Here is a 15363-nt window from a genome sequence, read left to right as displayed (position 1 = left end):
CACGCGCCTGCTTCCTGGCTTTCCACGGACCGGCGGCTTTGCCCTATGCAGCGCCGAGCATGGGACCGAAGTTGGGACGATCTGCCAGCCTCGGGTCCTCACGGTCGGGGACCACGAGGACCGGCCCCTTGGCATGGTGCAGCACGCCGTCCGAGGTTGAGCCGAGGAGCATGCCGGCGAAGCCGCCGCGGCCCCTCGTACCCAGGACCACCAGTTCCGCTCCCCTGCTGGCTTCCACCAGGACATCGACGGGCGAGCCGTCCGTGAGCTCGGTTTCCACGGTCAGCTTGGGAAAGTGGCTGCGAAGCCAGGCAACGCCGGCATCCAATTGGACCTTGATGTCCGCGAACAATGCATCACGGTCCAAGGGCGCGGGAACCCACGCCAGCGAGCCGCTGTATTGGGGAACTGCGCAAACAACCCGCACCTTGGCTCCCATCCGCTCTGCTTGCTCTGCGGCTTCAAGAACGGCAACCCGTGCTTGTTCGGATCCGTCAACGCCTACCACCACTACGTTCTCCACAGTGCGGGGACCGGCCTTGGCGTGCTCGGCCTTGATGTGCTTGTCCTCGGTGTTCTCGCCGAGCCGGTTGGCGCAGTAGAGGGGCACGGTCACGGTAGGGCATTTGGCGTGGGCGGGAAGGGCACTGCTGACAGAACCCAAGAGACGGCCCACGAATCCGCCCCGTCCGCGGCTCCCGAAGACCAGGAGCGCCGCCTCCGCGGAAAGATCCAGGAGGACGCCTGCCGCATCACCGTTCTCGACCGACGCATCCACATCAATGTCGTACGCGGCTACTTTGTCCATGGCCTGCTTGACGATCGCCTCGGCGCCCTCACGGATCACGGAGTCGTCCACCGTGGCATACCCGCCGTCCAGGCCGGAAGCGGCAAAGATCGGTACGGAATACGCGGTCACGATGTGCAGGGGAAGCTGCCTGCGTTCTGCTTCCCGCGCAGCCCAAACAAGAGCACATTGGCCGTGTTCCGAGCCGTCGACTCCGACCACGATTCCACCGGGCGCGACGGCTTCATCGCCACCGCGCCGGGGTTCTTCAACGTGTTTACCGTGCTGGTCCATGGGGCCCGCCTCTCCACCTGCTGCTTGATGTTCCGGCCATTCTGCCAGAGGTTCCACCCCGCGGAGTGACGCCTCCGGCCTGCTGTGAAAGTCCGGGGCCGAAGAAGCCTGCGGCTTCCTCTTCCAATGCTCACTATTCTCGTTTGTCAAGTCCGAATCAAGGTGACTTTGTGCTATGTCCGTAACGGTCCGGGCACGCTTTTTGGTGTCGGTTTTGGACGCCCGATGAACAAGTGAAAACACGCGGTGACGAAGGCTATCCATGGCACCGAAAGTTCTGTAGTGTTCGAGTCACCGAATGGCCGGCAAGCGTGTTCCAGGACACACCCGGCCATTTATGTGCGGCCGCTTGGGGAGCTTGGACGCGAACCATGCAGCGCCTTCGGGCCCACACGTCAAGGAGGAAGCAAGCAGTGTCATTCACGCCTGATTCCGGCACGGAGCGCACCACCACAGTGGTGATCGGGGCCGGCCTTTCCGGCTTGGCCGTGGCGAGCGAACTCAGCCGCTACGGTGTTGGCTCGATCGTCGTGGACGGCTTCGGCTCGTTATCCACTGCCGGTCCCTCCGTGCACACCGGGATGCTCCAGCGCTGTGATGCCGCCGATCCCGCGGTGATGATTGAACGCAACGAAATACTCCGGCACTTGCGCAACTACGCAGCCAGCCATCACCTGGACGTCCGGAACACCACCAAGGCCGTCCGGCTGGACTTCATCGGGGCCAACACCCCTGAAGCCCTGGGCGCCCCGCACAGGCAATGGGCCGTCCACACAGCCAACGGGATCCTCCTGGCCGACCATGTGGTGGTGACCCGCTGCGCACAAAGCCAGTTGCGCCGGATGCTCGCCGAACTGGGCATCGCAATTGGCCAGAACCTGGTGGCCGCCATGCGCGCAGTGGGCATGCACCTTGTTGGCGTAGGGGAACTCATCACGCCGACGCCCAAGGAAGTGCTCCGTCAGGCCAAGGCAGTTGGCCAGGCAATCTCCTCGAAGGTGGCGCTTCCAGCAGGGCCGGGCATCGCGATCGCCTAGAAACAACAAAGCCAAGCTTTAGGCAAAGCCAAAGGCCGGCACCTGGAGAAGGATTTCTCCGGGTGCCGGCCTTTGGTTTATGCGATGCGGTGAAGCTTAGGCGCCCGCACGTACGTACGTGATGGGGCCGGTTGCGGTCAGCCAGCTGATCGGGTGGATCCCGGTCTGGTTGCCGTTGATGCCACCGCTGATGGCCTGGCCGTTGCCGATGTAGATGGCAACGTGGCCCGACTGGACGATCATGTCGCCCGGCTGGGGGTCGCTGACTACCTTGCCGTAGTTCAGGAACTGCATCGGAGCCAGGTCACCCACGGGGATGCCTGCGGAGCCGAGGGCCCGCTCCACCATGGCGGTGCAGTCCTGCATGATGCCGATCTGGGCGTATGCCGAGGCAACCATGGCCGCGTTGATGCTGCCGGCCGGAGCGGCTGCGGCAGGGGCCGCGGCGGCGGGAGCAGCAGCAACAGCTGCAGCCTTGGCCGGGGCGGCGGCAACGGTGGTTGCAGCCTTCTTGGCAACAGGAGCCGGAGCAACAGGAGCTGGCTTCTCGATGACCGGAGCAGCTACTGAGGATACGGCCGGGCGCTCGAAGTTCACGGTAGCCGTGGAAGCTGCGGTGACGACCTTGTTGGGGGCCTCGCCGGCGGTCTCGGCAACGGTGGCCGGGCTGGAGTCGCGCTGGACAGGTGCCTGGGCCGGAGTCTCGGCTGCGTGGGCTGCGATGGAGCCGGTCAGCACGAGGCCGGAAGCAGCTGCGATGACCGCGGCCTGACGGCCTGCACCGGAAGCGTTGCTGGCAACTGCCTTGGAGATTGAGATGAACGGATTGGGACGCGTGCTGTCCGCCTTACGACGGCCGCGAAGAATGCGTGAAGACATGAAAAAGCCTCTCCCGATGCCTGCGAGGTTAGCTGTCGGATTCGGATGGGAGTCACCCGGTCACTATCTCCCGCTGTAACTGCGGAAGCTTCGTGACTTCACCCCAAGGCACGCTCAGCGGCGGCCTAAATTGGGTTCCCCGTCTCTGCCGTAGGTTTGTCTGCGAACGGATTCCGGACTGCGGCAGAGCTAGGCAATCAGGCCGGAAGTGCCCTAAGTGTGGATCGGGCACAGGTACTACCGTAACGGATGATCACGGCAAAGTCACATTTAAGTAACGGGAAGGCCCTGGTGAGCGTGTCGCGGTAACCGTTTCGAGATTTTCGCAGGTATGTAGAAAATCGCGTTATTCCGCGGAACTTTCGTCCTCGGCGTCGTTCGAGGCGGCCAGCTTCCTACGCGCGGTAACGGCAAGGAAAACAACGAGGCCCACAGCCACCACGGCCAGGCCGACGATGCTCCAAGGGAACGGCTGCGACGCCGCCGGAGCCGACTCTCCCGTCGCAGTTCCGGGAGCGGCTGTTCCCGCCGTCGGAACCGTGACTGCCGATCCGGAAGTTGAAGGTGACGAGCCCGCGGAGCCGCTAGCCGACGTCGTGCTTCCGGCCGCGGCCTTGAACTTGAAGGTTCCCTCGATGGGGTGCGAATCGGAGCTGACCACGCGCCAGGTCACCGTGTACTCACCTGCGGGCGCACCCGAACGCAGTTTCTGCACGGCCTGGTTGTCGATGATCTCGACGGCGCCATCCGCCCAGTTCTCGCCGCCGGCCGTGACCGTCACACCGGACCCAATGGCCAGGGGGCGGTTGTTGAAGGTGATGGACACTGACACCGGAACTACCGCCACCGTGGCGCCGTTCGCCGGCGTCGTGGACTCAGCGACGTCGTGCGCCGACGCCGGGGCCGCGCCGAACAGCACAGCCGAAGCAAAAGCGAGAGCAGCTACGACGGCGGCCAGAAGCGGGCGGACGGTACGCATGGGGCGGTTTCTCCTAATGTTGGCTTCCTTACAGACTAGGCGAATCGTCCGGCCGCCCCACATCCCGGGCATAGGATTTGAGAGCACACTCACCCAATCTCCGGAGACCTTCATGCTTAAACAAGGTTCTGCCATCGACCGCTATTTCAAGATTTCCGAACGCGGATCCACCTATTCGCGGGAAATCCGCGGCGGATTCGCGACCTTCTTTGCCATGAGCTACATCGTGGTCCTGAACCCCCTCATCCTCTCCGGCGCCGACTCCAGCGGAGCGTCACTCGGCTTTACCGCCGTGGCCGCCACCACCGCTTTTGTGGCCGGCATCCTGACGATCCTCATGGGTGCCTGGGCCAAGCATCCGTTCGCGGTTGCCACCGGGCTTGGCGTGAACGCCTTTGTGGCCGTCACCGTTGCCTCGCACCCCGGGCTCACCTGGCCGGACATGATGGGCCTTGTGGTCCTGTCCGGCGTGACCATGCTGATCCTGGTCCTCACCGGCTTCCGTACCGCCGTGTTCAAGGCTGTGCCTGAAGCGCTGAAGACGGCGATCGTGGTGGGCATCGGCCTCTTCATTGCGCTCATCGGCCTGGTCAACGCAGGGTTCGTCCGCCGAATCCCGGACGTCGCAAAGACGACGGTTCCACTGGGCCTCGGCGTGGACGGCAAGCTCATGGGCTGGCCCACGCTGGTGTTTGCCGTGGGCCTGATCCTGACCATCGCGCTGGTGGTCCGCAAGGTGCGCGGCGCGATCCTGATCGGCATCGTGGTATCCACCGCCCTCGCCGCGATCCTTGAATTCACGCTCCACATCGGCCCGAGCAACGATGGCACCAACATCAACCCCCGCGGGTGGTCCCTCGTAGCCCCCACACTTTCGAAGTGGGGCGCACCGGACCTCTCCCTCATCGGCAAGGCCAACCCGTTCGGCGCCTTCGAACACCTTGGCTTCATCGCCGCTGCCTTGCTGGCCTTCGTGATCCTGCTGAGCATCTTCTTCGACGCGATGGGCACCATGGTGGGCCTGGCCAACGAGGCCGGAACGGTGGACAAGCAGGGCAACATCCCCAACGTGGACCGAGTGCTCCAAGTGGATGCCTTGGGCGCAATCGTCGGTGGCGGTTCGTCCGTGTCCTCCAACCAAATCTTCGTGGAATCCGGCGCCGGAATCGGCGAGGGTGCCCGGACCGGCCTGGCCTCGATCGTCACCGGCGTGCTGTTCCTGGTGGCCATGTTCTTCACGCCCCTGATCAACCTGGTTCCCTTTGAGGCCGTTGCTCCCGCCCTCGTGGTGGTGGGGTTCATGATGGTTTCCCAGGTGGGGAAGATCGACTGGCAGGACTGGGGCGTCGGTATTCCGGCGTTCCTCACCATCGCCCTGATGCCGTTCACGTACTCGATCGCGAACGGGCTCGGCGCGGGCTTCATCTCCTACGTCCTCATCCGTACTTTCCAGGGCCGAGCCCGCGAAGTGCACCCGCTCATGTGGGTCGTGGCAGGGGCGTTCCTGCTGTTCTTCGGCATTGGCACCGTTGAGGAACTGCTCGGGGTCAAGTAGCGCATTCCGGTATTCCAGACACTCCGGGCCCGGAGCTGCTGTTTTCGGCAGCCCGGGTCCGGTGTGCTTTAAGCATGCAAACCAGCACCCCCACCGTAGACGTCACCCCCACTGCATGGACCGGCCGCTTTGACGGCGACGGTGAACAACACCGCCGGTGGTGGCAGGCCGTGACGCCGCACGTCCCCGAGCGCTCCACCTCAGCGGCGCGTCCCGCCGTCGTGCTTGGTTTCTGCAGCGACGCCGGCGTGCAGCGCAACAAGGGCCGGGTGGGCGCTGCTGCCGCGCCGGCCGCGATCCGCGAGGCCCTTGGACCGTTGGCGTTCCACCTGGACCGCGATGTCTTCGACGCGGGCGATGTTGTGGTGGAGGGGGACGCCCTGGAAGCCGGCCAGGAGCGTGCGGGTCGCGCCGTCTCCGCACTGCTCGACGCCGGAAACCTCACGGTGGTGCTCGGCGGCGGCCACGAGACCGCGTTTGCCAGCTACCTGGGCGTGGCAGGATCGGAAGCCGTACGGAGCGGTAAACGGCTCGGCGTCCTGAACCTTGACGCGCACTTCGACCTGCGCGACGAACCCACGCCAAGCTCGGGTACGCCTTTCCTCCAAATGGCCCAGGAGGAAGCCGCCGCAGGACGGGAACTGCAGTACGCCGTCGTGGGCATCTCGGAACCGAACAACACCCGGACCCTTTTCGACACAGCGGACCGGCTCGGCGTGAAGTACCTGCTCGATGAGGACTGCTCGCCGGAAGCGGTGACGACGTTCGTAACCGATTTCCTGGCCGGGATCGACGTGCTCTACCTGACGATCGACCTCGATGTCCTGCCGGCCGCCACTGCCCCGGGGGTGAGTGCCCCGGCTGCCTACGGCGTGCCGCTGCCGGTAATCACCGCCGTTTGCAAGCAGGTTGCAGCGAGCGGAGCGTTGCTGCACTTTGACGTGGCCGAGCTGAACCCGGAGTTCGATATCGACGGCCGCACCGCCAAGGTGGCGGCGCGGCTGGTGAACACACTCCTGGCCTAGGTGCTTTTGGCAGGCTGCGTTTAGCCGACCCTGTTCGTGGGCACGTCCTCCGCATAGCCTGTGTGGAGGGAAGGATGGCGATGAACGCAACTCCTGTGGAGAACAAGTGGAGATGGGTGTCCGGTCCGGTGGCCGTGGCATTGGGCCTGGCTGCCCACGTTGTTTCCGGCGGCAGCGCCCCTGCCATCCCCGTCCTGCTGGGCTTCGTTGCACTGGCTGCCCTGGGCGCCCAGCTGGTGTCCCGATGGATCCACGGACCCATCCTTCTGCTGCTGGTTTCGGGCGCAACGCAGCAGATCTTGTTTTTTGGCTTTGAAGGACTTGGAGGGTCTTTCCCCGGACTTGGCACGCTCGATCACTTCCACGGAACCGGGCAGGTTCCGGCGGACCTTCCGGTGTCCCCATCCGGAAGCACCCCTGTCCACGCCGCGGACCTGATGCTCTATACCCATGCCGCCGCTGCGATCCTCACGCTGCTCATCGGTGCCGGGGTTGCCAGGCTGGCGGGCCGGTCCTGGCACGGGCACAGCCTTCACGGGCCGCAACAGAAGGCAAACTTCACGTAGCACGGCGACTGCCTGCGTAGCCGGGCGTCAGCCGGGGCAACCAACTTTGATCGGGTCCTTGGCGGCGGCCTAGTGTCGTTGGCACGTGGTGTACCCAAGAGGCCAGGGAGCTGCCTGCAAAGCAGCGTACGCGGGTTCGAATCCCGCCACCACGTCTCAGCCGCCTCCTCGAGGCCTTTACCCCCACGCCGCCTGAGACGATCATGAAGGGAGGCGCAGGGACTTCGCCAGGCCGCGATGTACGGCCGCTACCTGGTCAGCCGGAGGCAGCGGAGGCGCAGTGGCATGTCACCCGGGATCGAACCGGCCGACCGGTTCCTGACCGACTACTACGAGCACGTATCGGACGATGACGTCCGCAACTACTCCCCCGGCACCCTCGTGGAGCGGGCACGCTACCACCGAACATTGGCCGAACGCCGGGAACCCGGCCAGTCCACCGTAGGAATCCTGCATGAGGCCGATTCAAGCGTGCTCGCAATCGTCACGGACGACCTTCCGTGCCTCCTGCCCTCGGTAACCGCCGAGGTGGCACGGAACACCTCCTCCATCCGGCTCGTGGTCCATCCGACGTTCAGGGTGGAGCGTGACCCGGCCACCCACCGCGTCACCGCCCTCCACAAGGGCCCCCACCGCGTCGGGTTACCTGCCGCCGTCGAACCCTCGCCGGAAACGCACGACGCCGCTCGCCGCACCGAAGCGTGGCTGGCGCTGGACATCCCGCGCCTGCCGGATGAGGCGAGCGCGGAACGGCTCATTGCCAGGTTGCAGGCCGTGCTGGGGGACGTTCGGGCCGCAGCGGAGGACACAGCGGCCATGCACTCGGTGTTGGCCCGGGTCATCGGTGATCTGGAGGGACAGCCGGCGGGCCGGGGCGCGGGTGAGGCGTGCGAGCTGCTGCGCTGGCTTGGTGGGGGGAACTTTGTGTTCCTTGGGTACACGGGCGGGGCAAGCAAGGGCCTGGGTCTCCTGCGGGAAACTAACCACGCCGCAGCACCTTCCGATGCCCCGCTGCTTACGCTGAGCAAATCCACGCGCCGGTCCACGGTGCTGCGCCGCGCCTACCTCGACGAAATGGTCGTCCGGATCCCTGCCAACGGAGGGGCAAACCAGCACACCTTCGCCGGACTGTTCTCCCCCGGTTCCTCGGCACAGTCCGTACTGCAGATCCCCGTCATCCAGGACACGGTGTCCGAGGTGTTGCGGAGCTTCGGCTATCCGCCGGAGTCCCACCACGGCAAGGAGCTCGTTGCCGTGTTGGACGCCTATCCGCGGGACGAACTGTTCCACATCGATGCCGGGCAACTGGCACTGCACGCCCGGGAGATCCTCAGCCTCCAGGAGCGGCACAGCACCCGCCTGTTCCTCCGTCCGGACTCGTACGGCAGGTTCATGACCGCACTGGTTTTCCTGCCCCGGCACCGGTACAGCACAGCGGTCCGCCTCAACATCGAGCGTGAGTTGCGGGAGGCTTTCGGCTCGGAAGAGATCGAGTTTGAGCTTCGCTTGGGCGAATCGGCCATGGCCCGGGTCTTCTTCCGGATCCTGCTGCCGGAAAGCGGGCCAGCGGGCCAACGCGCGGCGAGTGCCGCCGTCGTCGACTCTGCGGTGCTGGAGCAGCGCATCATCGCCGCCACCAGGTCATGGGCGCAAGGGCTCCACGAGGCGCTGCAGGCACGGTACCCGCGCGAGGAAGCCACCCGCCTTTCCGCGCAGTGGGCCGCGGCCTTTCCGGCAAGCTACAAGGCCGACTACGAGGTAGAGGACGCGGTTGAGGACATCGTCCGGTTCGACAGCTTCCCGCCCGGCAACCGGGACCAGGACCCGCTGCTCGCGGTTTACAAGCGCGCCGGCACGGCGGTCCTCACCGAGGACGCCCGGGTCCGCCTCTACCTGACCCGCCCGCAAAGCCTTACGGAGATCCTTCCTTTCTTCCACAACCTGGGGCTGACGGTCCTGGACCAGCGCCCGTTCGAGGTGCAGCGGGCCGATGGACGGCAGTTCTTCCTCTACGACCTCGGACTGAGGTACCCCCGGGGTGTGGACCCCCTCGCGACGGCCGGGCTGCTGGCGGACTCGTTCTGCGCGGCGATGCGCGGCGATGCCGAATCGGACGCCTTCGATGCCTTGGTGATCCGGGAGGGCATCGACTGGCGCCGCGTGGCCATGCTCCGGGCATACGCCAAATATCTCCGGCAGCTCGGCAGCACCAACTCATACGGATTCATCGCCGACACGCTCCGGGCCAACGTCACGGCCACGCATGCCCTTCTGGAGTTGTTCGAGGCCAAGTTCAACCCCGACCTGTTTACGCCCGATCTGTTCGAACCCGGACCGGGCCCCCATTCCGGCGAGCGCGACGTGTTCGAGGAAGGCGGCAGCGAACTCAGCCACCGCACCCAGGCCATCCACGCGGCACGGACCGCGCTCGACCAGGCAATCGACGCCGTGCCCGTCCTGGACGCCGACCGCCTGTTGCGTTCGCTGGCGAGCCTGGTGGAAGGTACGCTGCGCACGAATTTTTATCTGGGAAAGCCGTATATCAGCGTGAAGCTCAACCCGTCCAGCATCCCGGCGGCCCCTCCCCCACGGCCGAAGTTCGAGATCTGGGTCTATTCGCCGCGGGTGGAAGGGGTACATCTGCGCTTTGGTCCCATCGCGCGCGGCGGACTGCGGTGGTCGGACCGGAGGGAGGATTTCCGGACGGAGATCCTTGGACTGGTGAAAGCACAGACCGTGAAGAACGCCGTGATCGTACCTACGGGCGCCAAAGGCGGGTTCTTTCCGAAGCTGCTTCCGGACCCGGCGGAGAACCGGGCTGCGTGGATCGCGGAGGGGCAGGAAAGCTACCGCACCTTCATTCGCGGCCTGCTGGACATCACGGACAATTTGCTTTCGGATCCCGACGGCGGACCCGCGGGCACGGTGGTGGCGCCTGCGCGGGTGGTGCGGCACGACGGCGATGACTACTACCTTGTGGTGGCTGCGGACAAGGGGACGGCCTCGTTCTCCGATCTGGCCAACTCCGTGGCCGCAGAGTACGGATTCTGGCTGGGTGACGCCTTCGCTTCGGGCGGTTCGGTGGGGTACGACCACAAGCAGATGGGCATCACGGCGCGGGGAGCCTGGGAATCGGTCCGGCACCATTTCAGCGAGCTCTCCATCGACTCGCGGGCTGAGGACTTCACGGTGGTGGGCATCGGGGACATGAGCGGCGACGTGTTCGGGAACGGCATGCTGCTCTCCAACCACATCAAGCTGGTGGCCGCGTTCGACCACCGGCACATCTTCCTGGACCCCGCTCCCGACCCGCTGTCTTCCTATGCGGAGCGGGAACGCCTTTTCAAACTCCCCCGCTCCTCTTGGGCCGACTATGACCCCGCACGGATCAGCCCGGGCGGCGGCGTCTTCTCCCGGCTGGAAAAAACCATTCCGATCACCGCGCAGGTCCGGCTCGCCCTGGGGCTGGACGAGGACACGACGGCGCTGAGCCCGCCGGAGTTGCTGCGCGCAGTCCTCAAGGCGCCCGTGGATCTCCTGTACAACGGCGGAATCGGCACCTACATCAAAGCCTCAACCGAAACGAACGCCGATGTTGGAGACAAGTCCAACGACGCCATCAGGGTGGATGCGATCCAACTCCGTGCCCACGTCATCGCCGAGGGCGGAAACCTTGGCGTGACCCAGCGTGGCCGGATCGAGGCAGCTTTGGCCGGCATCCTGGTGAACACGGACGCGATCGACAACTCCGCCGGCGTCGATTGTTCCGACCATGAGGTGAACATCAAGATCTTCCTGGACCGGATGATCTCCGCCGGCAGGATGACTGCGGGCGAGCGGACCGACTTCCTCCATTCCCTCCAGGGCGAGGTGGGAAGGCTCGTCCTGCGGACCAATGATCACCAGAACGCGCTCCTGCTCAATGACAAGCAGTTGGCCGTGGAATGGAGCCCGAGTTTTGAAAGGACCATGGATTGGCTTGAGTCCACCACCGACCTGGACCGGACCTTGGAGTGCCTTCCAGGCAACGAGGAACTACGGGCCAGGGTCCTGACCGGCAAGGGGCTGACGACTCCTGAACTTGCCGTGCTGGCCGCCTACGCGAAGATCGAACTGGCCAGGGAACTCACCGAGGGTGGTTTGGCGGACGATCCCTGGTTTTCCCGGATTCTGCACGCCTACTTTCCCAAGCAGGTCTCCGAGCGGTTCGGCGAACATCTCGCCACGCATCCGCTCCGAAGGGAGATCGCGGCAACGGTGGTTGCCAACGACATGATCAACATGGGCGGCATTTCCTTCGCCTTCAGGGCCATGGAAGAAACTACAGTGTCCGCCGTCGCCGTGGCGCGCGGCTTTGTTGTCATGCGGCACATCTGGGACTTCGATTCCGTGATGCAGGCCATTGCCGCGCTCCCCGCAAGTACTCCCAGCGAACACGGCGCCGCCGTCGCACTGGACATGCGCCGGCTCCTGGACCGGTCCGTTCGCTGGTACGTGACCCATGACTTCCGGGACAAGCCCGTGGCCGACGCTTTCGCCCGGCTCGAACGGCCCATGGCGTTGTTGCGGGCCAACTTCACGGGTTTCCTGCACGGTATCAACCTTGCCCATTCCTTGAAGCGGCTGGCGCATACTGACTCAGTGGGGTTGCCGCACGAACTGGGTGTGCGGGCATCCGAGCTTTTGGTGAGTTACGGCCTCTTGGACATTTCGGCAATCGCCGAGGAACTTCAGGAACCGGTGGAGGCCGTGGCCGAGGTGTACTTCGCCGTGTTTGAGCGCATTTCGGCCATCCCGCTGCTGGAGCACATCACCATGCTCTCCAGGGACACGCACTGGGAGTCGTTGGCCCGGGCCGCACTGCGCGACGATATGTACCTGGTGTTAGCAGACATGACCAAGGCCGTAGTCCGCCATACCCCGCGCTCGTCAACGGTCAGTGACCCCGTGGAGCGGATCATGGACTGGGAACGGGGAAACATCGAACAACTCGCCCGTATCCAACAGACCATCCAAGAGGCCATCAAGCCAGGACCGATGGACATCGCGGCCCTGTCCGTGGCGGTGAAGCTGCTCCGGGCGATGGTCCGTCGATGAGACAGAGGTCACGGCTGCCAGTCATCTTACAAATAATTTGACGGGGGTTCTATGATTGATGGGTCGCCCTCGCATGCGGCAAGTAATAGGAGGCCCCCAAATGACCACTGCTATGACAGCAGAGCGAGAGATCCATCTGTCCTTTTCCAAGGCGGACGAAATCCACGACGGACTCGACCGCGCCGTGGATGCCCTCATTGAGAGCGCCGCTGCAGACGCTAACTGCGGCATCCTGGTGACCCGGCACGAGCCCGGCACCTACACCGTGGCCCTGGACGAATCCGTTCCCTTCGGCCAGACCCACGAAGTCCTCGCTGCGTAACTGCCACCATAACGGCAGGTTTCAGGCAGCGAAGCCAAAAACCGGGGCCCGTTCCTCTCCGCTCTACTACCCGCGGAAAGGGACAGGCCCCGGTTTCTGTTTAATCTGTTCCGGCTTAGGCGCGGCGGAGAAGGACGCCGTCGGACTTCATGAAAAGTTCCTTGCCCTCTTCGGTGACGCCGGGCCCTGAGTGCTCAAGCCACACCACGTTCCCGCTGCTGGAGACTTCCTCGATCTGTCCGGCGGCGATCACGTGGGCGTACTTGATGACTTCCACTTGTTCACCCACCTTAAGCTGCCGCCAGTCGGACACCGTTGCCGAGTGTGCGTTTCGCCTGGAGAGGACTGCTCCACGTGCCTTCATTGAACTTCTACCCCTTTGTGGATGTTCGTTGTGCCGTTATTTAGTTTGACCGTCAAGCCCACGACGACATTGGCGTGGACGTGACGTACACCATAAGTTCTACTACATTTGCCACGTCCCGGAGACTGCGTTGCGAACAATTTCCGGGACGTGACAAATTTGCGCCTCAAATGAGGCTTTTATTCGACGTCAGGCCAAAATCCCGACGGCGGATTCGGCGGCCGAACGGACGGCACCGGAGCCAACAAGGCGGTCAGCTGCCTCGAGTTCGGGCGACAGGAACCGGTCCGTACCCGGCCCCTGGACCACCTTGCGAAGCACCTCGAGCACTGCCGCGCCGGCAGGACCCGGGGTGAGTTCGCCGTCGGACAGCTGCGTGCGCATGTCGATCGCGCGGGCGCTGGTGACGAGCTCGACGGCGAGCACGCGCCGCAGGTTCTCGACGGCCTTGCGCAGCTTCCGGGCCGCGTGCCAACCCATGGAGACGTGGTCTTCCTGCATGGCGGAGCTCGGGATCGAGTCCACGGATGCCGGAACCGCGAGGCGCTTGTTGTCCGAGACGAGGCCGGCCTGGGTGTACTGGGCGATCATGAGGCCCGAGTCCACACCCGGATCGGCAGCCAGGAACGCCGGTAGACCGTGCGAGCGGGCAGGATCCAGCATGCGGTCCGTGCGGCGCTCGGCAATGGAGCTGAGGTCCGCGACCGCGATGGCCAGGAAGTCCAGCACGTAGGCGACGGGTGCGCCGTGGAAGTTGCCGTTGGAGGTGACGCGGCCGTCGGGCAGGACCACGGGGTTGTCGATCGCTGCAGCGAGTTCGCGGGAAGCGACCAATGCCGCGTGGTCAACGGTGTCACGAACAGCACCGGCAACCTGCGGGGCGCAGCGAAGCGAGTAGGCGTCCTGGACCTTGGTGTCGTTGATCCGGTGGGATGCGACGATCGGCGAGTTGGACAGGACGCGCAGCATGTTGTCGGCGCTGGCAGCCTGGCCCGGGTGGGGACGCAGTGCCGCGTGCAGCTCCGGCAGGAACACCTGATCCGTGCCAAGGAGGGCCTCGACGCTGAGTGCCGCGGTGACATCCGCCGTCGCCAGAAGCATGCGCAGGTCCGCGATGGCCATGAGCAGCATGCCGAGCATGCCTTCGGTGCCGTTGACCAGCGCCAAGCCTTCCTTCTCAGCCAGGGTCACAGGCTCGATGCCGTGCTGCGCGAGCAGCTCAGCAACTGGCGCCTTGCCCGGGACGCCGTAGAGTTCGCCGTCGGGCCCTGTGGCTTCGCCTTCGCCCATGAGAACCAGGGCGCAGTGTGATAGCGGCGCGAGGTCGCCGGAGCAACCCAGCGAGCCGAATTCCCGGACCACGGGAGTGATGCCTGCGTTCAGGACATCCACCATGGTCTGCAGGACCACCGGGCGGACGCCCGTGCGGCCGGAGGCCAGGGTCTTTGCACGGAGGAACATGATGCCGCGGATGACTTCGCGTTCCACTGCCGGGCCCATACCGGCAGCGTGGCTGCGGATCAGGGACTTCTGCAGCTGGGTGCGAAGTTCGTTCGGGATGTGGCGGTTGGCCAGGGCACCGAAGCCCGTGGAGATGCCGTAAGCCGGAACCTCGCTGGTAGCCAGATCGTCAATGTGGGCGCGGACCTTGGCGACGTTGTCCAGGGCTTCCTGGGAGATGGTCACCTTGGCGTCATGGCGCGCGACGGCGACAACGTCTTCCGGGGTCACGCCGCTGGAGCCGAGGGTGACGGTCAGCTGTTCGTTTGAGGTGATGGTCATGGGGTTACTTGCCTTCGTTCATGGGGATGCGGACGCCGCGTTCGTGGGCGACGTCGATGGCGCGGTCGTAGCCGGCGTCGGCGTGGCGGATGACGCCCATGCCGGGGTCGTTGGTCAGCAGCGCTGTCAGTTTCGCGGCGGCCAGGTCGGTGCCGTCGGCCACGGAGACCTGTCCGGTGTGGATGGACCGGCCGATTCCGACGCCGCCGCCGTGATGGATCGACACCCAGGTAGCACCCGAGGACGCCGCGGTCAGGGCGTTCAGCAGCGGCCAGTCAGCGATCGCGTCCGAGCCGTCCTTCATCGCTTCGGTTTCACGGTACGGGGACGCGACCGAACCCGAATCCAGGTGGTCACGGCCGATCACGATCGGGGCCTTGACCTTGCCCTCGGCAACGAGTTTGTTGAACAACAGCCCGGCCTGGTGCCGTTCGCCGTACCCGAGCCAGCAAATCCGGGCCGGCAGGCCCTCGAACTCCACCCGCTCGGCCGCGGCGTCGATCCACTTGTGCAGGTGCTTGTTCTCCGGGAAGAGTTCCTTGATCGCCTCATCCGTGACGCGGATGTCCTCCGGGTCACCGGAGAGCGCCACCCACCGGAACGGGCCCAGGCCCTCGCAGAACAGCGGACGGATATAGGCCGGGACGAAGCCGGGGAACTCGAACGCCCGGTCATA

Annotated in this window: 11 protein-coding genes, 1 tRNA gene, 1 pseudogene and 1 riboswitch; of the genes and pseudogenes, 7 read left to right on the top strand and 6 right to left on the bottom strand. The window is 65.0% G+C overall.

Going from position 1 to position 15363, the window contains the following annotated elements; translation table 11 throughout:
* Nucleotides 1-43: 43 nt before the first annotated feature.
* Nucleotides 44-1081: a universal stress protein gene (locus ACIPY2_RS20110; RefSeq protein WP_400268170.1), complete on the bottom strand. Its 1038-nt coding sequence runs from the start codon at nucleotides 1079-1081 to the stop codon at nucleotides 44-46.
* 413 nt (nucleotides 1082-1494) lie between these two features.
* Between ACIPY2_RS20110 and ACIPY2_RS20105 the strand changes: the two genes are divergently transcribed.
* The gene (locus ACIPY2_RS20105) at nucleotides 1495-2118 is read left to right on the top strand and encodes an FAD-dependent monooxygenase (RefSeq protein ID WP_400268169.1); all 624 of its coding nucleotides are present in this window, start codon (nucleotides 1495-1497) and stop codon (nucleotides 2116-2118) included.
* Nucleotides 2119-2214: 96 nt separating this feature from the next.
* Here ACIPY2_RS20105 and ACIPY2_RS20100 read toward each other — a convergent pair whose 3' ends face one another.
* The gene (locus ACIPY2_RS20100; protein ID WP_400268168.1) at nucleotides 2215-2997 is read right to left on the bottom strand and encodes an NlpC/P60 family protein; all 783 of its coding nucleotides are present in this window, start codon (nucleotides 2995-2997) and stop codon (nucleotides 2215-2217) included.
* 3 nt (nucleotides 2998-3000) lie between these two features.
* Nucleotides 3001-3193: riboswitch (cyclic di-AMP (ydaO/yuaA leader) on the bottom strand.
* Between the two features lie 150 nt (nucleotides 3194-3343).
* A complete protein-coding gene (locus ACIPY2_RS20095) occupies nucleotides 3344-3976 on the bottom strand; it encodes a copper resistance protein CopC (protein WP_400268167.1) in 633 nt (210 codons plus the stop codon).
* A 112-nt stretch (nucleotides 3977-4088) separates the two neighbouring features.
* Here ACIPY2_RS20095 and ACIPY2_RS20090 point away from each other — a divergent pair, with 112 nt between their 5' ends.
* The 6 genes from ACIPY2_RS20090 (at nucleotide 4089) to ACIPY2_RS20065 (ending at nucleotide 12541) form a co-directional block, all read left to right on the top strand.
* Nucleotides 4089-5531, top strand: a complete 1443-nt coding sequence (locus tag ACIPY2_RS20090) for an NCS2 family permease (RefSeq protein WP_400268166.1) — start codon at nucleotides 4089-4091, stop codon at nucleotides 5529-5531.
* A 74-nt stretch (nucleotides 5532-5605) separates the two neighbouring features.
* Nucleotides 5606-6556, top strand: coding sequence for a formimidoylglutamase (gene hutG / locus ACIPY2_RS20085; RefSeq protein WP_400268165.1), 951 nt, complete (start codon nucleotides 5606-5608; stop codon nucleotides 6554-6556).
* Nucleotides 6557-6636: 80 nt separating this feature from the next.
* Nucleotides 6637-7122, top strand: a complete 486-nt coding sequence (locus ACIPY2_RS20080; RefSeq protein WP_400268164.1) for a hypothetical protein — start codon at nucleotides 6637-6639, stop codon at nucleotides 7120-7122.
* An 84-nt stretch (nucleotides 7123-7206) separates the two neighbouring features.
* Nucleotides 7207-7277 (top strand) — tRNA-Cys (locus ACIPY2_RS20075).
* A gap of 130 nt (nucleotides 7278-7407) precedes the next feature.
* Entirely contained in the window at nucleotides 7408-12219 is a 4812-nt protein-coding gene (locus tag ACIPY2_RS20070) for an NAD-glutamate dehydrogenase (RefSeq protein ID WP_400268163.1), read from the top strand.
* Nucleotides 12220-12319: 100 nt separating this feature from the next.
* Nucleotides 12320-12541: a hypothetical protein gene (locus tag ACIPY2_RS20065; RefSeq protein ID WP_400268162.1), complete on the top strand. Its 222-nt coding sequence runs from the start codon at nucleotides 12320-12322 to the stop codon at nucleotides 12539-12541.
* A 115-nt stretch (nucleotides 12542-12656) separates the two neighbouring features.
* Here ACIPY2_RS20065 and ACIPY2_RS20060 read toward each other — a convergent pair whose 3' ends face one another.
* The 3 genes and pseudogenes from ACIPY2_RS20060 to ACIPY2_RS20050 all read right to left on the bottom strand — a co-directional run.
* Nucleotides 12657-12905: a hypothetical protein gene (locus ACIPY2_RS20060; RefSeq protein ID WP_400268161.1), complete on the bottom strand. Its 249-nt coding sequence runs from the start codon at nucleotides 12903-12905 to the stop codon at nucleotides 12657-12659.
* A 189-nt stretch (nucleotides 12906-13094) separates the two neighbouring features.
* Nucleotides 13095-14687: a histidine ammonia-lyase gene (hutH, locus tag ACIPY2_RS20055; protein ID WP_400268160.1), complete on the bottom strand. Its 1593-nt coding sequence runs from the start codon at nucleotides 14685-14687 to the stop codon at nucleotides 13095-13097.
* 4 nt (nucleotides 14688-14691) lie between these two features.
* Nucleotides 14692-15363, bottom strand: a pseudogene (locus ACIPY2_RS20050) (urocanate hydratase); the annotation flags it as partial.

Origin of the sequence: Paenarthrobacter sp. NPDC089675 (genome assembly GCF_044749185.1) — a bacterium.
Classification (GTDB): Bacteria; Actinomycetota; Actinomycetes; order Actinomycetales; family Micrococcaceae; genus Arthrobacter.
Note: the sequence above shows the minus strand (reverse complement) of the source record. Positions and strands in the feature narration are given on the sequence as shown.